Below are 18,055 nucleotides of genomic sequence, written 5' to 3'. Positions count from 1 at the left end.
GCCAGGTGACGGCCACCGCGGCGAGGGTCCTTCGCGGGGCGCGGGGAGCGACGCAAGAGCAGCCGACCGTTCGGGCCGGTCCGGGGCCCTCCCCGCGGGGGCGGGGAGCAGGTGGACGATGCCGCCCTGCTCAGCCGTGACGATCAGACGGGCGGACCCTTCAATCCCTCCGGCACGTTCCACGTCAGCTCCAGCCCAAAGCCCTACGCACGCGTCTCGGGTGCGACGAGGCTGATGCACCGGCTCGGCTTCAGCCCGCAGGTCCCCGCTCGGCGGGTCGCCGAGCGGAACGAGCAGGCCGTCACCGTGCGGAAGGAGGCGACCTGGGCGGAGGGAAAACAGTCCGGGCGGCCTGCGGGGGCTACATCTGCTTCGAGGACGAAGCAGGCTTCACCCCGCCGACCGCCCAGAGGACGCACCTGGGGCCGACGCGGGCACACCCCGTCGTGACCGTCAGCGGGCGCCGCTCGGGACGCCTGTCCGTGGCCGGACTGATCGCCATGGCGTAAGGCATCCCTGAGCGGGGCCTGAGAATGCCGGTCGTCGGTGTGGCCCGGGTCCCCCCTGCACGACGGCGGCGCCGGACAGGACTCCTGTCCGGCGCCGCCCGCCCGCCTGTTCCGCCGGCGTCAGGGGAGCCAGAGCGTCAGGAGGAAACCCGGGCTGTCCCACGTGCACGTGTACTGGTAGGCCTGGCCGGAATCGACGAACTTCTTGCCGGCCGTCTTGCAGGCCTCGCTCGTCGAATACACCTTGTACGGCACACTCGCGTTCGCCGGGGCGGCGAGCGCCAGCATCCCGGTGAGCGTCGCGGCCACGGCCACGGCGACCGAGGCGCCTCTGCGCTTGTTCATGTCCCCTCCAGGAAGCACTCGTTGCACGACTGGATCATCGGCATCCTCACACCATCACAATGGACACGTCAAGTATGCGGATCATGGGCGGCGTCGCCGTGCCGCCCCGGCGGCAACGCGGCCGGAAACCTGACAGGGGTCCTGCTTCACCGATCGGGTGACGGCCGCCTGATCGGAGAGCCGTGCACACCGTCATGGGCATCGGCGGGAGCCGGAGAAGCCCCGACATCACCCAAGCCGTGAGCTTTTGAAGGTAGAGCGGCTCGATGGCTTCCATCTCGCCGGGTGGCGGGAATTGGTGCAGGTGACTCGTCGTGGGCCCCCGGGGCTGGACCCCTTGAGCGCGGAGTCGAGCCGGCAGCATCGCCCGCCGCCTCGTCCACGTTGTCGATCCGATGCGCCAGGCAGTCACACTCCCGTGGAACCCGGTTGCCCTCGACCCCGGCGACGGCGTACAAATGCGGCAAAAGGTCCTCCATGCGACTTTCGGGTCTCGACAACCTCCAAGCTGCGCAGGGGCCCTGTCTTCAGGCCGTAGCCAAGGCGGGATCACCCGAACCGGGAACCAAGGACGAACGCACGTCCGACCCCCAGGCACCAATCACGGTTTGCGCGTCGCTTCTGAGACTGGCGGCCGCGCTGCAGGCCCCGACTGCTGCGCCGGCAGCGACGACGAGGAGGATCAGGACGATGATCGTCGCGCCCACGCCTCCCGTCCCGCCATGGGGTGGTACGACGACGCCCTTGTCAGGCCGCTGAGCGTCGTAGGCCACAGTGAATTGGTCACCCACGCAGGTCGTGGACGGCAGCGTCGCGTCATCGACGCGGTGGGTGCCGCTCCCGACGATGGTGTACTCGACGACAACATGCTGACGAGAGGAGGTTTCGTCCTCGCCGTGGCCGCTCACCTTCGTGTAGATCCGGACACACTGGCCGGGGACGCGCTCTCCGTCCCGCAGGACAACTCGGGTGCGGCGCCAAGAACGCACCACAAATGCAGCGCCGACGAGTGCACCCACAGCGATGAGCGCTGGCCCACCCACGAGAAACGATTCGCCTGCGTCCATTCCGCCGTACCTTCTGTTCCCCAGGGACTGCCATCGACGAGCGGCATGGATGCCGTGCTGTCGTGGTGGCAACGATCGAGCAGATCATTGCAGGTCACTGGGGGTAAGGGCAGCAGTTGTGGCCGAACTGTGAACACAGGTAAGACGCCATGCCGTCCCGGCCCTCTGCGTCACGCGAACAGGTGAGGAGAACGGCCAGGGCAGCCGGCGGGAGTAATCGTGTGCCAAGGCTTCGCGCCCTTCGACGGAGCCAGAACGTTGTCGAACGTGCTGTCCGGTGCTGGGGCGCTACAAGGTCTCGTCCCACCGTTTGCGGTACGACCGGAGTTGACGGTGTTGACGGGGACTGCCCCGGGGCCAGGTGCCGGCCTCGGGGCAGTCGGTGGTCGTGCGCGGTCAGTTGAGCGAGGAGAGGAGCGTGTCCAGTGCCTTGACTTCGGTGGCCTTGTCCGGGTTCGGGGCACGTAGCGCGGTCAGGACCTGGTCGATCTCGCCGTCGAGGAAGTTCCAGGCCTGCTCGTTCTTGGGCTCGAGGGTGGGCTGGTCGTCGTCCCATGCGGTCTCGAGGTCGGTCACCCGGGTGGTCGCGGCCGCCTGGTCGCCGGAGTTGAGCTTCGTCAGGGTGTCGGATGCGATCGTGCGGAACTTCGCGATCTCGGCCGGAGGGAACGACGACGTTGCCTGCTTCGGCGTGAGATGGACGGTCGTGGGCGCGGGACCGTCTTCCTCGCTGGTCGCCGCCGCGTGGGGCTGCTGGTGAGCCCAGACGAGAAGTGCCGCAGCTGCGACCGCTACGACGGCGTAGTAACCGAGCATGATCCGCTCACGCGCCGGGTTCAGCGCCTGCGGGGTCGGGGCGGAAGTCTCGATGACATCCCTGCGGCTGAAGGTGAGATACAGGACCGTGGCGAGGATCGCGGCAAGGAAGATCACACTGGTCGCCGCGGTGCCGAGGCCCAATCCGCCATCGCTGCTGGGCGATCCGAGCCAGTCGCCGAGATTGGCGCCGAGCGGGCGGGTGAGGATGTAGGCCAGCCAGAAGGAGAGCACCGCGTTGGCGCCGAGGCGCCAGGCGAAGACGATCGAGACGATCAATCCGAGCGGGAGCAGTACGGAGACGTCCGGGGTCCAGCCGGTCAATTCCAGGGTCCAGTCGCCGGTCGCGGTGCCGAGGGCGAAGGTGACCAGGACCGCGAGCCAGTAGAACAGTTCACGCGGACGAGTGGTGATGCTGTGGACCGACAGGGTTCGCTCGCGGGCGTACCAGATCCCGAAGACGAGAGCGAGGAGGCAGGCGAACACGCTGCTGCTCAGTGCGAGGGGAACGCCCTGGCTGTCGGTGAGGATGTCGGTGTAGAGAGTGCCGGTCACGCTCACCACCACCACGGTGAGCCAGTACACGAACGGCACATAGCGTTTGGTGCTGAGCTGCCAGCCCAGGACGCCGGCCAGAACGGCGGTGAAGATCAACGCGGTGTTGATCAGTCCGACACCGAGGTTCATGTTGATCCAGTCGGCGAAGCTCTCGCCGACAGTGGTGCACAGGATCTTGATCACCCAGAACCAGATGGTGACCTCGGGAACTTTGTTCAGCAGCTGCCGGGCGGCCGTCGGATTCTCGGGCGTCGTCGTGGTCGTCATGGAACCCCTCACGTACAACGGGTAGCGGAACGGAGGGGGCGTCACTCCCGTCCGCCGCGGAACGCTAGACCATCTACACCCGTGTAGACAAGCGCAGTCCTGATCCGTAGGGTGCCCATGTGACTTCGATAGCGCCCCATGCTCGTCCGGGCGGCCCTGCCGCAAGCGTCTTCCAAGGCGCGCTTCGCGTTCCCGCCATCGTTACCGCTTTCTGGATAGGAAAGGGGTTGTCGACGGCGCTCGGTGAGGGCGCTTCCGACTTTCTCGTCCAGGCCATGGTGCCGGAGCTCGCGGTGGTGCTCGGATTCGCCGGCTTTCTCATCGCGCTGGTGATCCAGTTCCGCCAGGCTCGCTACCGGGCGTGGACGTACTGGTTCGCCGTCGCCATGGTCGGCATTTTCGGGACGATGGCAGCCGACGTTGTGCACGTGGCCCTCGGCGTGCCGTACACCCTCTCCAGCATCCTGTACGGGGTGCTGCTGCTGGCCGTGTTCTGGCTGTGGCGGCGTACCGAGGGCACACTGTCGATTCACACCATCGACTCCCCTCGCCGTGAGGCGTTCTACTGGGCAACCGTCGTCGCCACCTTCGCGATGGGTACCGCGCTGGGCGACTTCACCGCCTTCACCCTGCACCTGGGCTACTTCACCTCCGCGGCCGTGTTCGCGGTACTGATCCTCATCCCGGCGGCGGGGTACCGCTGGCTGCGCTGGAATCCGGTGTTCTGCTTCTGGGCCGCCTACGTGATCACCCGTCCGCTGGGCGCATGCATCGCCGACGGCCTGGGCAAGCCCCGCTCCGTCGGAGGCCTCGGCCTCGGTGACGGACCGGTGACACTGGTCCTGCTCGCCCTGATCGTCCTGGTGGTCGGCTACCTCGCGGTCACCAAGACGGACGTCCAGCGTGCGCACGAGACCACCCCCGCACCGGAATCGGCCGCGGCGCGCATGTAGTGGACAGGTGACGGGGCTTCGATGACCTGCCCGGGGGCGGGATCCTCGAAGCCCTTCGCGCCTGGCAGGGGCTCCGACTGGCTTCCGGCCAGGCAGCGGTTCTTGATCCGGTGTCGTCGTACGGACCGGTTGCACACTGGGGTACGGCCGAATGTACACATTCGGCCGTACCCCCAAACCGTCTTGGCCGCACAGGAGCCGCACGAGCACGCGCCAGGAGCCCGAACAACAGCACCCCGATGACGATGCGGTAGGCCACGAAGGCGTTGAGGGAGACCGCGTGCCGACCAGGAGCGGAGCCGCTCCGACGCCCGCGCCGACGGCGTCCTTCAGTTCGTGCAACCCCGCGCCGGCAGGACCGCGGCCTGGCCGATGCCGACGGCGCTCATCCGGGTTGGTTTCGGTGCCGCGGTGCCGGCCAATGCCGACGTGCGGCGCGTGCGAAGTCAACGGCGCAGTCGGCGCAGGGCGTGGCGCGCCCGGCCGCGCCAGCGGGCCATGTGCCGTTGCCAGGTACGGGAGCGCCGGGTGGCGGCGAGGCCGGTGAAGAGTTCCTCGTAGGCACGGGCGACATGGGCGGGGTCGAAGCGTTCGGCGGCGTGACGGGCGGCTTCGCCCATGCGGCGTCGGCCGGGCTCGTCGGCGATCAGGTCACACAGCACCGAGGCCAGGGCCTGCGGGTCGCGCATGGGGACCAGGCGGCCGTCGACACCGTCGTCGATGATTTCGGCGGGGCCGAGCGGGCAGTCGGTGGCGACGACCGGTAGGCCACAGCGCATCGCCTCGACCAGCGTCATCCCGAAGGACTCGGCGTCGGAGGCGGAGGCGACGATCGACGCCTTGGCGAACTCGGGCTCGATCGGTGAGACCGCGCCCATCAGCTGCGCCTGCTGTCCCAGGTCGTACTGGTCGATGAGCTGCTGGAGCGGCCGCTGTTCGGTTCCCGTGCCGTAGATGCGCAGTGCCCATTCCGGGTACTTGGCGGCGACCTGGGCGAACGCTTCGATGAGCAGGTCGAACCGCTTGCCGCGGACCAGCCGTCCGGCGGCGGCAATCACCTTGGGTGTCTGCTGCGTGGGCGGCAGACCGGGGTCGGGGACGCCGTTGGGTATGGCCAGAACACGGACGCCGGGCAGGCGCATCTTCGCCCGGTAGGCAGTTGCGTCCGCTTCGGTGGTGGTGACCACCGCGTCCAGGTCGCGGTACCAACGGGCGAGGTGGGCGCGGAGCTTCTTGCTGTGGCCGTCGTGGGTGAGGTGTTCCTGGGCGATGCGCAGGGCGCGGGCCGGGCCGAGGCGGGCCAGGTAGACGTTGATGCCGGGCCGGGTTCCGATGATGACGTCCGCGTCGCAGGTGCCCAGGTACTGCTCGACGCGCTGGTCGGTGAGGCGGCTGTACTGCTTGTACCTCTTCTCCGCGGTGGGGAAGACGCGAGCTGGGTCCTGTCTCAGCGGTTCGGCCGCGTCGGCGGAGTCCGGGCGGATGTCGACCATGGGCACGATGGTCACGCGGGGGTCGACGGTGAAGCGGGGACGGGCACGATGCCGCATCATCGAGACCACCGTCACCTCGTGCTGGTCGGCCAGTGCCGTGGCGAGGTTGAGCGTGGTGCGGATGGTGCCGCCGATCCCGTAGACGTTGTGGATCAGAAACGTGATCTTCATGCGCCGGGCTCCCGGGTCGTCTCCGTGCCGGCGCGGCGGCGCGAGCGGAGCAGTTCCAGGGCCAGCGGCAGCAGGGAGACGGCGACGATGACGCCGACGATCGGGAGCAGGTAGCGGTCGACGTCGGGGACGCTCGAGCCGAGGGCGTAGCCGCCGAGGACGAGGCCGGCCGTCCACGCCAGGCCACCGATGATCTGCCACAGCGTGAAGGTCCTGGTGGGTACACGGGCCATCCCGGCGAGCGGGTTGAGTACGGTCCGTACGACCGGGATGAAACGGGCAAAGACGATCGCCTTGCCTTGGCCGTACCGGGCGAGCAGGTCCTCGGCCCGGGCCATGCCGTCGATCAGGTGCCGGTTGCGGGTACGGCCCAGCAGGGCCCCTCCGGCGCGGCGGCCGATCAGGTAGCCGACGTGCGCGCCGAGCAGCGCCCCGGCCGCGGCCGCCACCAGCACCCGGGGCAGGGACAGATGCAGGCCGTCCGCCCCGGTGGTGCAGAGCAGTCCTGCGGTGAACAGCAGGGAGTCGCCGGGCAGGAAGAACCCGATCAGCAGTCCGGTCTCGGCGAACAGCACCAGGAAGACACCCACCGTGCCGAACGCCGTCAGCAGTGATGTGGCGTCCAGCGGGTTGAGGGCGAGAAGCACCAGGAGGCCTTTCTGTCGTGTGCAGGCCAGGGTCTGGACTGCCTGGTACGGGCGCATGGCACACTCGGGAGGCGACGGCGTTTACACCGCCGTAGATGTTCTACGTGACTGTAGAAGATACGAGGAGGACCGGCAAACCTCATGAGCGCCCCTATCCAGGGCCGGGGCCCCAAGCGGGCGAACGGCGAACGCGAGGCGGAGATCCTCGACGTGCTGCAGCGGACCGATGGCGCGATGACCCCCGGCCAGGTCTCCGAGCGGCTGGGAGGTGAGCTGGCCTACAGCAGCGTGGTGACGATCCTTACTCGCATGTACGCCAAGAACCTGCTCACCCGCATCCCACGCGGCCGGGCCTACGCCTACGCTCCGGTGACCGACGAGCCCGGCTTCGCCGCTCGCCGTATGCGTTCCGTCCTGGAGCAGCGGCCTGACCGCGAGGCCGTGCTCGCCCGGTTCGCCGACAGCCTGTCGACCGCCGACGCGGAGCTTCTGCGTCAGTTGCTCGGCCCCGACCAGAATCCGTAGAGGGGCGTTCGGATGCGCATCGCCGTCTACTTGCCACTGCTGCTGTCCTTGTTCGCCCCGCTCGGGGCGCGGCCTCTGTCGGATCGCTGCGATCCGCGACTGGCGACCTGGCTGCTCACCGCTGTCTGCGTGGTCCTCGGGGCGGCGAGCACCGTCTCACTGGGCCTGCTGGCGATCACTGGCCTGATCCGGATCCCTCTGCTGGCAAGCTTCGGCCACTGGTCGGCCGGCGCCGCGCAGCACAACGATCCTGCCGAGGTGTCCGTGGCACTGATCGCGGGACTGCTCCTGGGCGCCGCCGTCCTGATGGCCGTCCGTATGCTCTGGCGCCGCGCCCGATCCTTGGCCGCCGCGGTCCTGGAGGCGGCGTGCATGCCCACGCAGGACGGTCTGGTCGTGGTCGACGACGATATCCCCGACGCTTTCGCGATCCCCGGCCTGCCGGGCCGCGTGGTGGTGTCCACCGGCATGCTGCGGACCTTGGATGTCCCCGAGCGCGACATCCTGCTCGCTCACGAACGTGCCCACCTGTCGGCCCATCACTACGCCTTCGTCGCGCTCGCCCAGCTCGGGGCGGCCGCCAATCCCTTCCTGCGCCCTCTCGCCACCGCGGTGACCTATACGATCGAGCGCTGGGCCGACGAGAACGCGGTGGCCGGCACCGGTGACCGCAGGAGGGTGGCCCACACGGTCGGCAGGGCCGCGCTGGCCGCCCATCATGCTCCTGCCCGACCCGCGTGGGCTGCTCTGGGCATCCTCGGCCGTGGCACCCCCTCACTCGCCGGCGCAGGACCTGTGCCCAGGCGCGTGGCCGCTCTGCTTGCCCCGCCGCTTCGCCGCCACCCCGCCCTCGCTGCCGGCACCGCCGTGTTCCTGGCCATGGCTGCCGTGTCCAGCGTTGATGCCGTGCGCGACCTCCACTTCCTGCTGGAGGCCGTCGGCGCTTGACGCATCGGGGCCGGCTGTTCCCGGGTGGAGAGCAACTCCGCCCCGGCGGGACGCTAAGCGGTCCGGGCCGGCCTTCCACTCCGGGGCGTGACGCCTCGGCGCTCGTGAAGATACGCGTGGCCCATGAATCCGAACAGGATCGCGAGGAGCACCGCTGAGGAGCCCGCGGTGCCGAGGTCGAGGCCGCCCTTGGCGGTGGGCTTGGTCAGGAAGTCGCCCGCGGTGGCGCCCAGGGGGCGGGTGAGGACGAACGCGATCCAGAACAGCAGGACGTTCGGCACGGCCGGTACGTACATGAGGGCGAGCAGGCAGGCGAGCAGTCCGGTGATGAGCAGTGCGCCTCCGGCGTAGCCGAGTCCGGAGCTGTCGGACAGGAAGTCACCCATCGAGGTGCCCAGGGTGTTGGACACGAGGATGGCTGTCCAGAACAGGGCTTCCGCGCGAAACGTGGTGATGTCCTGGAGGGTGAACGGCAGCCGGGTCAGGCGCCAGGCGGCGAAGACCGCGATCAGCAGGGAGACGAGGATGCCTGCTCCGGCCGGGTATCCCAGTCCGAGCCCCTGGGGTCCCCAGCCGAGCGTCGTGGAACCCGGTGAGAGGTACTTGGCGCTGGCGTCACGGTTCATGAAGTCGGACATCGTGGTGCCGGCCATGCTGGTGGCGAGGATGACCGTCCAGTAGAGGAAGGGGTTGTACCGGCGCGACCGGAGCTGCACGACCAGGGTGACCAGGAAGATCACGAACAGGGCGATCGTGGTGAGGAAGTAGCCGATCTTCAGGGTCTGGGCGAAGAGGTCGCCCGCGGTCTCGCCGAGCGTCGTCGCCGCGATCTTCATGATCCAGAAGGCCATGGCGACCTGCGGCAGCTTCTTGATCGTGCGGGCGCCTGCGGTCTCGCCGATGCCGGACGAGGGTTGGGCAACGGTTCGAGGATTCTTCACCTCTGTCCCTCCTGGGGTGCCGTCGTGGACGTGGGAACGGCCGCAGTGGAGGGGTGACCTCGCCGGAACGCGGGCACTCGTTCGCGGGATCCTGTCCACATATGTCTACAGTTATGTAGACAGCAAGCTGGAGCTTAGGACCGACCACGCCAAGGCGTCGGTAGGCGCGCCGGAGCCCCTGGGGCACGGGGCCGGCCGTGTGTCATCACGGCTTGCCCGGGTCCTCTCCCCGGTGGGGCAGGAGCAGGGTGAAGGTTGCCGGGTGGGCACGGGCCAGGGTGAGGCGGCCGTCCGCGGCGGCGGCCATCTCCCTGGCAAGCGCCAGGCCGATGCCGCTTCCGTGTCCCGTGGTGGTGCCGCGGGAGAACAGGGCGTGCGGATCGAGCGTGAGCGTTCCTTCGTCCTCCACGTCCACGGCGACCACTCCCCCGAGCTCCCGCACGGTCACCCGCACCGTGCCCTGTCCGTGCCGGTGGGCGTTGTCGAGCAGGATGTCCAGGATCTGATCGCTGGTCCGGCCGGCAACGCCGAGGCGGGCGGTGCCGGGTTCCGGTGCGACGGCCAGGCGGCGGCCGTCCTGCGCCAGCGGCCCGTGCCACCGGCGCTCCGCCTGCGCCAGGACCTCGCCGACAGAGCGGACCGCGGTGCCGCCCGTGGCGGGGGCTCCGCTCCTTGCCAGTTGGAGCACTTCGTCGATGGTGTGCTGAAGGTACCGCGACTGTTCCAGGGCCTCGTGTGTCGCCGCCCGCAGGTCCGCTCCTGGCGTGGACAGTGCCGTCTCCAGCCCCAGTTGCAGTCCCGTCAGCGGGGTGCGCAATTGGTGGGAGGCGTTGGTGGCGAACTCCCGTTCGTGGCGCAGCAGGCCGCTGAGGCGTTCGACCATGTCGTTGTGCGTCGCGGCGACCTGATCGATCTCGGCGATGCCCGATGGCGCGGCCCGGGCGGTGAGATCGCCGTCGGTGACCTGAGCGGCCGTGCCGGCCAGGGCTTCCAGCGGTCTGGTCAGGGCCCGCGCCTGATGCCGGGCGACGAGCAGGGCCACACCCAGTGCGGACAGGGCAACGGCCACCAAGGCCAGCCATGCCAGCAGGATGCGCTGCCAGACCTGGCCGGTGTCCGCGGAGGCCCGGACCACTCCGATGACGCGTTCGGCGTCGGACACGGGAACGGCGACGACGATCACGCCGGCCGACTGCTGTTGTGCGACTTTCCCCGTGGCGGCGCGGTGGACGGCAGCGTCCGCCATGGCGGGGCCCGTACCCCAGCGCCGGTTCCCGTCCGTGTCGTAGACCCCCAGCAGTTCGCCGTCGCGCGCTGCCGGTAGCTCCACCGCGTCGCCGGCAGCGAACTGCGGGCTCACCCGCACGGCGGCGGCCAGGGCCTCGCGCTCCAGTTCGCCGCGCTCGTCGGCGAAAAGCGCTGCCCGGATCACCAGGGCCAGCGGCACAGCCAGCAGGACCACCGCTACGAGGGCGGCGACCAGAGCCACCCGGGCCACACGCTGTCTCATGCCCCCATGATCTCCCCCACCGGGCGCTGCCCACGCCCCGGTGACGGCGCATGATCGGGTTTTGCCGTCCTCTCACCTTCCGCGAACAAGCGCTTAACCGGCCGGTTCCTAGCGTCGGCGGTATGACATGTCGTGCCACGAACACGAAGGGCGGATCCATGATGCGACGCAGGCGCGTCCTCTCTGCGGCAGCAGCCGGTGCCGTGATGGCGGCGCTGGTGGCCGGGTGCGGTGGCGGTACGAGTTCGTCGGATACCGCGGACGGTGGTGCCGCGGGAACGCAGGAGGTCAACCCAGCCGGTGACATCCCCGACAACCAGGCGTTCGTGACCTACCGGCCGCCGGCCGGAGGATTCACGGTCAAGGTTCCCGAAGGCTGGTCCCGCACGGCATCCGGCGACTCCGTCACCTTCACCGACAAGCTGAACCGGATCGAGATCGCCGCGGCATCGTCGAACGCCGCCCCGACGACGCAGTCGGTGACCGCACAGGTGGTGCCCGCACTGCAGCGGAAGGTGCCCAAGTTCGCGCTGGGGAAGGTCAGCACCGTCACCCGCAACGCCGGGTCGGCGGTCCTGCTGACCTATCAGGGAGACTCCGCCACGAATGCCGTGACGGGCAAGGCAGTGCACGACGCCTTCGAGCGGTACGCCTTCTACCAGCAGGGCCGCGAGGTCGACCTGACGCTGTCCGGGCCCGTGAAGGCCGACAACGTCGACCCCTGGCGGATCGTGTCCGACTCCCTGCGGTGGCAGTGATGGCCACGGTCGCCGAACCGAACGAAGCCGCCGCCCAACCGGATGCCCTGACCGCGCGGGAGTTGTACCGCTTCTTCCGCGCGGGTGAGGAGGAGACCCTCGCCCTGCGGGGGGTGAGCCTGAGTGTGCGACGCGGTGAGACCGTTGCCGTGGTCGGTCCTTCCGGCTCCGGCAAGTCCACCCTGCTCGCTTGCCTGGCCGGGCTGGACGAGCCTGCGGGCGGCGTCGTCCATGTGGGCGGGGAGCGGATCAGCCACCGGTCAGAGGCACTGCGGGCTTCCATCCGGGCGCGTCGCGTCGGCATCCTGCTGCAGTCGGGCAATCTCATCGCCCACCTCGACGTCACCGCCAACATGCGCCTCGCGCGCACGGCCGCCCGCGGCACCGGCACGGCGAATGTCGGCACGGCGGATGTCGGCGCGCTGCTGGATCAGGTCGGCATCAGAGGGCGGGCTCGCGCCCTGCCGCAGGAGTTGTCCGGTGGGGAGTTGGCCCGTGCCGGCCTGGCCGTCGCGCTCGTCAACGATCCGGACGTGCTGCTCGCCGACGAGCCGACCGGGGAGCTGGACGGTGCCACGGAGCGGGAGATTCTGCGGCTGCTACGCGGTCGCGCGGAGTCGGGGCGCGGCGTGCTCATCGTCACGCACAGCCGCGAAGCCGTGAAGATCGCCGATCGAGTGATCGCCTTGCGCGACGGGAGGATTCAGCCATGACCACCGACGAGGTGGACGATGTCTTGGTGCGGTGCCGGGATGCCGCGCTCACCTTCGGCCGGGGGCCGACAGCGGTGGTCGCGGTGCACGGTGCGAGCTGCGAGGTCCGTGCGGGCGACCGGATCGCGGTCACCGGGCCGTCGGGATCGGGGAAGTCCACTGTGCTGCATCTGATGGCCGGGCTGGAACGCGTCACGCAGGGGGAGGTGACCTGGCCCGCCCTCACCGGTCGGGTCGCCTCGCACATCGGTGTCGTCTTTCAGGGGCCGAGCCTGATCCCCGCGCTGAACGTGGCCGAGAACACCGCTCTCCCCCTTGTCCTGGCCGGTGTTCCGGAAAGCCAAGCCACACAACAGGCGTTGGCTGCGCTCGGCCACGTGGACGCGGCAGACCTGCGGCACAAGGTGCCGGACGAACTGTCGGGCGGCCAGTCGCAGAGGGTGGCCGTCGCACGTGTCCTGGCCATGCGGCCGCGGCTGGTACTGGCGGACGAGCCGACCGGACAGCTGGACCGGGCAACCGGCCAGCACGTCATGGACGTCCTGCTCGCCGCCGTCGACGACCTCGGCGCCGCGCTGTTGGTGACGACCCACGATCCGTCCATCGCCCGGCGCTTGGACCAGCAGTGGTCGATGAGCGACGGCCGGCTCACGCCGGCGCCGAGGAGCACTCCCCGCGCCACGGGGCCGACCTGGACACGGGAGAACGCATCGTGATCGTCACCTGGCTGAAGGGGCTCATCCGGCACCGTCATGGGCGCCTGCTGGGCACCGCGCTCGGCGTCGCCCTGGCCGTCGCGCTCGTGGCGGCTCTTGGAGCGTTCCTGACCGCGTCGAAGTCGACGATGACCTCCCGCGCCGTCCGTTCGGTCGCGGTGGACTGGCAGGTCGAGGTCCAGCCGGGCGCCGACCCGGCCACCGTGCTCGGCGTGGTGCGCCGAGCGCCCGGTGTGCACACCGTGCGGAGTGTCGGCTTCGCCCGCAGCACCGGCTTCCGGGCCACCTCCGGCGGAACCACACAGAGCACCGGCCCCGGCTCGGTGCTGGGTCTGCCCGACAACTACCAGCGGGACTTTCCCGCCGAGATCCGCCCGTTGACCGGCTCCACCCACGGCGTGCTGCTCGCCCAGCAGACCGCGGCCAACCTCCACGCCGGCGTCGGCGACACGGTCACGGTCGAACTCCCGGGCAGTGAGCCGGCAACGGTGACGGTCGCCGGGGTGGTCGACCTTCCCCAGGCCGACTCCCTGTTCCAGAAGGTCGGCGCCCCACCGCAGTCCCAGCCGACGGCACCGCCGGACAACGTCCTGCTGCTGCCGTCGGCGACGTTCGCCACGCTCACCGCACAGGAGAAGACGTCCGACCCCTCCGCGGTCACCACCCAGATCCATGTCCGCCGAGACGGCGCACTGCCGGCCGACCCCTCTGCCGCCTACACCGCTGTCACCGGCGCCGCACACAACCTCGAGGCGCGCACCGCGGGCGGGGCGCTCGTGGGCGACAACCTCGGCGCCGCCCTGGACGCAGCACGCCAGGACGCGCTGTACGCCCAGATCCTGTTCCTGTTCCTCGGTGTCCCCGGGGTGGTCCTCGCCGCACTGCTGACCGCGTCGGTCGCCGGCGCCGGCGGTGAACGGCGTAGGCGGGAACAGGCGCTGCTGCGCACCCGGGGAATACGCGCCGGTCAGGTGACGGCGGTCGCCGCCGGCGAGGCCCTGGCAGTCGGCCTGTGCGGTGGTCTGGCGGGGCTGGGCATCGCGGCGCTCGCCGGGAAACTCGCCTTCGGTTCGGGGGCGTTCGGCGCCGGCAACGCCGCCGCCCTGGGCTGGTTCATCACAGCGCTGCTGCTCGGGCTGGGCATCGCCTGCGCGACGGTACTGGTGCCGGCCGTGCGGGATCTGCGCAGCGTGTCGGTGGCCGAGGCCCGCTCCAGCGTCGACCGGGGGCGCTCGGCGTGGTGGATGCGGTGCGGAGTGGATGTCCTGCTCATCGCCGTCGCGCTCCTGGTGTTCCGGGCGTCCAGCGGTAATCAGTACGCGTTGGTCCTGGCTCCGGAGGGTGTCGCGGCCATCTCCGTGTCCTACTGGGCGTTCCTCGGTCCTGCCCTGCTCTGGCTGGGCTCCGCGTTGCTGCTGTGGCGGCTGGTGTACCTGGCTCTCGCCCATGGGCGTCGCCCGCTGGCCCGAGTGGTGCGACCGCTGACCGGCACACTTGCAGGCACCACAGCGGCCGGTATGTCCCGCCGGCGCCGTCCCCTGGCCCGCGCGGTGGTCCTGCTCGCGCTGGCGGTGTCCTTCGCGGCGTCCACAGCCACGTTCAACGCGACGTACAAGCAGCAGGCGGAAGTCGACGCGCAACTGACCAACGGTGCCGACGTAACGGTCACCCAGTCGCCGGGAACCCACGTCGGCCCGGACGCGGCCCGTGGGCTCGCCGTCGCCGGCGTTCGGCACGTGGAGCCTGTTCAGCACCGATTCGCCTATGTCGGCTCGGACCTGCAGGACCTGTACGGCGTGCGCCCGTCGACCATCACCTCGGCAACCTCCTTGCAGGACGCCTACTTCGCGGGCGGCACCGCGAAGAGCCTGATGGCCACGCTTGCCGCACATCCCGACTCGGTGCTGGTCAGTGACGAGACCGTGAAGGACTTCCAGCTCGCTCTCGGGGACACCCTCAATCTGCGTCTCCAGGACAGCCGCAGCAACGCGCTGCGCACCGTGCCGTTCCGCTATGCGGGAGTCGTCAAGGAGTTCCCCACCGCTCCCAGCGACAGTTTCTTCGTCGCCAACGCGGAGTACGTGGCGCAGGCCACCGGCAGCGACGCGATCGGCGCGTTCCTCGTGGACACCGGCGGCGCCGGCCAGACGGACGTCGCCACCCGGCTGCACGACGTGCTCGGGACGTCCGCGACCGTCACGGACATCACGCGGACGCGCTCCACCGTCGGTTCCAGTCTCACCTCTGTGGACCTGTCGGGACTGACCAGAATCGAGCTCGTCTTCGCGGTCCTGCTGGCTGCCGGGGCGGGAGGCATCGTCCTCGCCCTGGGCCTGGCCGAACGGCGCCGGACCTTCGCCATCGCCACCGTGCTGGGCGCCTCGCGCCGCCAGCTGCGGGGCCTGGCGCTCAGCGAAGCGGGCGTCATGACAGCCGCCGGGCTGACCGGGGGCGTGCTGATCGGGTGGGCACTGTCCGAGATGCTCGTCAAGGTCCTGACCGGCGTCTTCGATCCGCCACCGGCAACCATCGCCGTGCCATGGGCCTACCTCGTCCTGACGGTCCTGGTCGCCGTCGCCGCGATCGCAGCCGCTGCCTGGAACGCGACTCGCCGTGCCACCCGCCCGGCCGTCGAGGAACTCCGCGATCTGTGACACCGGCACAGCACCGGCCGCGGCGGGAACCGCCCTCGGGCGCGACCCGCCGCGAGCCGTCCGGCGCCCCGTCCTGGGCGGTACGTCCTACGCTTCGCACCATGGCCGCACCCTCTCCCCCGCTGACCGGCATCCTCGTGATCGAGGACGACGAAGTGATCGGCCGTCATCTGGAGACCGGACTGCGGGGCGGCGGCTACGCCTGCACGTGGTGCCGCACCGGTGTCAGCGGCGTCACCGAGGTAGCCCGCACCGAACCGGACGTGGTGTTGCTGGACCTGGGACTGCCCGACAGTGACGGGGTCGACATCGCACGCCGGCTGCGTGCCGACCACCCTTCCCTGCTCATCGTGATCCTCACCGCACGAAGCGACGAAATCGACGTGATCGCCGGACTCGACGCGGGCGCCGACGACTACTTGGTCAAGCCGTTCAGTCTCTCCGTGCTGCTGGCCCGACTTCGCGCACACCTGCGCCGCCGTCCACCGGTCGCCGCATCTCAGGAGGGTCCCGTACGGGTGGGCGACCTGACCATCGACACCATGGCGCGGCGCTGCCTGCTGGGCGGTCAGGAAGTCACGCTGCGCCCCAAGGAGTTCGAGGTCCTGGCCCTCCTGGCCCGGCACGTCGGAGCGGCACTGTCACGGGAGACCCTTATGGCGCAGGTCTGGGACGAGAACTGGTTCGGTCCCACAAAGACCCTGGACGTCACGATCGCGTCGCTGCGCCGCCGCCTGAACGAGAGTGCCGCCGCCGGTCGGGCAGGGGTCCGCCCGCCTGAAATCACGACCTTGCGGGGGCACGGCTACAGGCTTGAACACGGCGGTTCGTCCCCCGAACCCGGCTTTCAACCGCCCAGGTAAGTGGACGCGGAGACCCCGGGCCCGTGTCAAGATCACGATGACGTCCCCCGCAGGGCACGCAGCGCCACTCAAGCGCCACCATCAAGGGCGGATGCCCAGGTGACGCTCCGGCTGCGGAGCAAGGCTGGACCCTAGTACTCCAGCCGTAGATCGTGATCACGGATGGGAAGGTCTCCTGTCCCGTAGCCTGCGGTGAGGCCGCCACGTCGGCTCCATCCCGATGGCAGGAAGGGTGTGTCGTGGTCCGTCCGGAGGTTGCTGACTTCACCGCCCTGGGCAAACTCCCGTCCGAGGACGGCGAGCCCGACGAGGCTCTTGAGGAGGCCGTCGAACGTGCGGGAGCTCTTCTGGATCTCATTGAGCGCCCCGTCACCGACGAGGAGGCCCATGCCTTGGCTGACTGCTTCGGCGACGACGAATGCTTCGGCGTGGCCTGGGTCCTCCTGCATCTCATCGAGACGGCTCCTCATGCGCGTGAGGACCAGCCTGAAGCCGCTAGACGATGGCGCGATGGTCTGACGAGCCAGTACTCCAGGCGTAGATCTTGATCTTCACAGCCGAGCGGCGGCTTGCCTGCGGTAGTAACACAGGCGTGCACGGGCTTGGTGCTGGCGTCGCCAGTGTGACCAGCGCAGGCGGTGTGCGAGGTCGTGGACGGGGCTGATCAGTGCGGCGAACAGATGCTGGATCTCATTGCCGGTCAAGGGGATCAAGCCGTTCGGGGTGGGCCGGTCGCGGCGTTCAGCAGCCGCGGTGACGGCGAGGAAGGCGTGAGCGAGCATCGCGAGGGTGACCCAGCGGTGCCAGGAGGTCCAGCGACGGACCTGGTGCTCGTCCAGGCCGGTCAGGCCCTTGCTGGCTTGGAACGTCTCTTCGACCGTCCAGCGCCGTCCGGCGACCCGCGCCCGCTCGGACATCGGCACCGGCTGGGGTGAGAAGCAGCGGTAGAAGGCGAGTTCGCCGGTGCGGCGGTTGCGGCGAACCAGCAGGCACCACTGGCCGAACCGACCGGCGGGACCATGAACCTCGATCTGCGCCCAGTCGTAGTACCGCTCGCCCATCGCACCCGCTCCAGCCGACAGCCGCTGCCAGGCCCGCTTCGGGATCCGCGCGGCCAGGGTCCTGGCCTGGAACTTCCCGGCGTGCGTAATGACGGGGTGGGTGCTGGAGACGGCCAGGCCGTAGCCGGTCCGGCGGTGTTCCAGAGCCGTCCGCAGGTGCGGGTTGTCGCCGTAGACCTCGTCTCCCGCGACCCAGCGGGCCGGTGTTCCCGCGTCCAGGGCCCGCTCGACCATGCGGGCCGCGAGCTGGGGCTTGGTGGCGAAGGCCAAACCTTCGGGGATACCCGCGCTCCGGCAGCGGTCCGGGTCCTCCGTCCGGCGCGTATGTCGTCCCGGATCGCGTCGGCGTCCCATTTCGCACGGTGGAGCAGATGCTGCATGCCGTCCGGAGTGGCGTCGCCGACGTGCTCCGCCAGGGTCCAGCAGTTCTTGCGCGGCAGGTCCGACAACAGCCCGGAGACCAACTGCCGCACCCGGCGGCGGGGTTCAACTCGAGCGAACCGGCCCGCGATCCGGCTCATCAGGCCCTCGAATGCTTCC

General features: G+C 69.8%; 17 protein-coding genes and 2 pseudogenes. 9 read left to right on the top strand and 10 right to left on the bottom strand.

The annotated features are described in order from the left end of the window. Nucleotides 1-234: 234 nt before the first annotated feature. Nucleotides 235-450, top strand: coding sequence for a winged helix-turn-helix domain-containing protein (locus tag ACFYXS_RS06035; protein WP_389244708.1), 216 nt, complete (start codon nt 235-237; stop codon nt 448-450). 179 nt (nt 451-629) lie between these two features. Here the strand turns inward: ACFYXS_RS06035 and ACFYXS_RS06030 are convergent, their stop codons facing one another. From ACFYXS_RS06030 to ACFYXS_RS06020, 3 genes are all read right to left on the bottom strand, one after another. Continuing rightward, nucleotides 630-854 (bottom strand): hypothetical protein, encoded by a 225-nt coding sequence (locus ACFYXS_RS06030; protein WP_389244354.1) that lies wholly within the window; start codon nt 852-854, stop codon nt 630-632. A gap of 527 nt (nt 855-1,381) precedes the next feature. Then, complete coding sequence (locus ACFYXS_RS06025; RefSeq protein ID WP_389244352.1) at nt 1,382-1,921, bottom strand: DUF3592 domain-containing protein; 540 nt, start codon at nt 1,919-1,921, stop codon at nt 1,382-1,384. 396 nt (nt 1,922-2,317) lie between these two features. Continuing rightward, nucleotides 2,318-3,562 (bottom strand): hypothetical protein, encoded by a 1,245-nt coding sequence (locus ACFYXS_RS06020; protein WP_389244350.1) that lies wholly within the window; start codon nt 3,560-3,562, stop codon nt 2,318-2,320. A gap of 227 nt (nt 3,563-3,789) precedes the next feature. On the opposite strand from ACFYXS_RS06020, the gene ACFYXS_RS06015 reads away from it, so the two are divergent. Then, on the top strand, nt 3,790-4,515 hold the full coding sequence (locus ACFYXS_RS06015) for a hypothetical protein (protein ID WP_389244348.1): 726 nt from the start codon (nt 3,790-3,792) through the stop codon (nt 4,513-4,515). A gap of 214 nt (nt 4,516-4,729) precedes the next feature. Here ACFYXS_RS06015 and ACFYXS_RS06010 read toward each other — a convergent pair. The 3 genes and pseudogenes from ACFYXS_RS06010 to ACFYXS_RS06000 all read right to left on the bottom strand — a co-directional run. Next, nucleotides 4,730-4,866 (bottom strand): annotated as a pseudogene (locus ACFYXS_RS06010) (undecaprenyl-diphosphatase); the annotation flags it as partial. 95 nt (nt 4,867-4,961) lie between these two features. Further along, complete coding sequence (locus ACFYXS_RS06005) at nt 4,962-6,179, bottom strand: glycosyltransferase family 4 protein (protein ID WP_389244346.1); 1,218 nt, start codon at nt 6,177-6,179, stop codon at nt 4,962-4,964. Further along, a complete protein-coding gene (locus tag ACFYXS_RS06000) occupies nt 6,176-6,826 on the bottom strand; it encodes a DedA family protein (RefSeq protein ID WP_389244344.1) in 651 nt (216 codons plus the stop codon). The genes ACFYXS_RS06005 and ACFYXS_RS06000 overlap by 4 nt, the downstream gene beginning before the upstream one ends. Nucleotides 6,827-6,967: 141 nt before the next feature. On the opposite strand from ACFYXS_RS06000, the gene ACFYXS_RS05995 reads away from it, so the two are divergent. Together ACFYXS_RS05995 and ACFYXS_RS05990 are read left to right on the top strand one after the other, a co-directional pair. Further along, on the top strand, nt 6,968-7,351 hold the full coding sequence (locus tag ACFYXS_RS05995; RefSeq protein ID WP_389244342.1) for a BlaI/MecI/CopY family transcriptional regulator: 384 nt from the start codon (nt 6,968-6,970) through the stop codon (nt 7,349-7,351). 12 nt (nt 7,352-7,363) lie between these two features. Further along, nucleotides 7,364-8,299, top strand: coding sequence for a M56 family metallopeptidase (locus ACFYXS_RS05990; protein ID WP_389244340.1), 936 nt, complete (start codon nt 7,364-7,366; stop codon nt 8,297-8,299). A gap of 53 nt (nt 8,300-8,352) precedes the next feature. Here ACFYXS_RS05990 and ACFYXS_RS05985 read toward each other — a convergent pair whose 3' ends face one another. Further along, complete coding sequence (locus tag ACFYXS_RS05985; RefSeq protein ID WP_389244338.1) at nt 8,353-9,240, bottom strand: hypothetical protein; 888 nt, start codon at nt 9,238-9,240, stop codon at nt 8,353-8,355. Between the two features lie 205 nt (nt 9,241-9,445). Further along, nucleotides 9,446-10,750, bottom strand: coding sequence for a sensor histidine kinase (locus ACFYXS_RS05980; RefSeq protein ID WP_389244336.1), 1,305 nt, complete (start codon nt 10,748-10,750; stop codon nt 9,446-9,448). 158 nt (nt 10,751-10,908) lie between these two features. Between ACFYXS_RS05980 and ACFYXS_RS05975 the strand changes: the two genes are divergently transcribed. From ACFYXS_RS05975 to ACFYXS_RS05955, 5 genes are all read left to right on the top strand, one after another. Then, the gene (locus tag ACFYXS_RS05975; RefSeq protein ID WP_389244334.1) at nt 10,909-11,508 is read left to right on the top strand and encodes a hypothetical protein; all 600 of its coding nucleotides are present in this window, start codon (nt 10,909-10,911) and stop codon (nt 11,506-11,508) included. Next, nucleotides 11,508-12,221, top strand: a complete 714-nt coding sequence (locus ACFYXS_RS05970) for an ABC transporter ATP-binding protein (protein ID WP_389244332.1) — start codon at nt 11,508-11,510, stop codon at nt 12,219-12,221. The genes ACFYXS_RS05975 and ACFYXS_RS05970 overlap by 1 nt, the downstream gene beginning before the upstream one ends. Then, entirely contained in the window at nt 12,218-12,937 is a 720-nt protein-coding gene (locus ACFYXS_RS05965; RefSeq protein ID WP_389244330.1) for an ABC transporter ATP-binding protein, read from the top strand. The genes ACFYXS_RS05970 and ACFYXS_RS05965 overlap by 4 nt, the downstream gene beginning before the upstream one ends. Continuing rightward, complete coding sequence (locus ACFYXS_RS05960; RefSeq protein WP_389244328.1) at nt 12,934-15,591, top strand: FtsX-like permease family protein; 2,658 nt, start codon at nt 12,934-12,936, stop codon at nt 15,589-15,591. The genes ACFYXS_RS05965 and ACFYXS_RS05960 overlap by 4 nt, the downstream gene beginning before the upstream one ends. Before the next feature lie 101 nt (nt 15,592-15,692). Next, entirely contained in the window at nt 15,693-16,454 is a 762-nt protein-coding gene (locus ACFYXS_RS05955; RefSeq protein ID WP_389244326.1) for a response regulator transcription factor, read from the top strand. 131 nt (nt 16,455-16,585) lie between these two features. On the opposite strand, the gene ACFYXS_RS05950 is transcribed toward ACFYXS_RS05955, so the two are convergent. Then, nucleotides 16,586-16,924, bottom strand: coding sequence for a hypothetical protein (locus tag ACFYXS_RS05950; protein ID WP_389244324.1), 339 nt, complete (start codon nt 16,922-16,924; stop codon nt 16,586-16,588). An 81-nt stretch (nt 16,925-17,005) separates the two neighbouring features. After that, nucleotides 17,006-18,036: pseudogene (locus ACFYXS_RS05945) on the bottom strand (IS701 family transposase). Nucleotides 18,037-18,055: the final 19 nt, after the last annotated feature.

The sequence above is a fragment of the Streptomyces sp. NPDC002574 genome, assembly GCF_042889545.1.
Taxonomy (GTDB): Bacteria; Actinomycetota; Actinomycetes; order Streptomycetales; family Streptomycetaceae; genus Actinacidiphila.
This window is presented reverse-complemented; position numbering and strand designations above follow the sequence as displayed.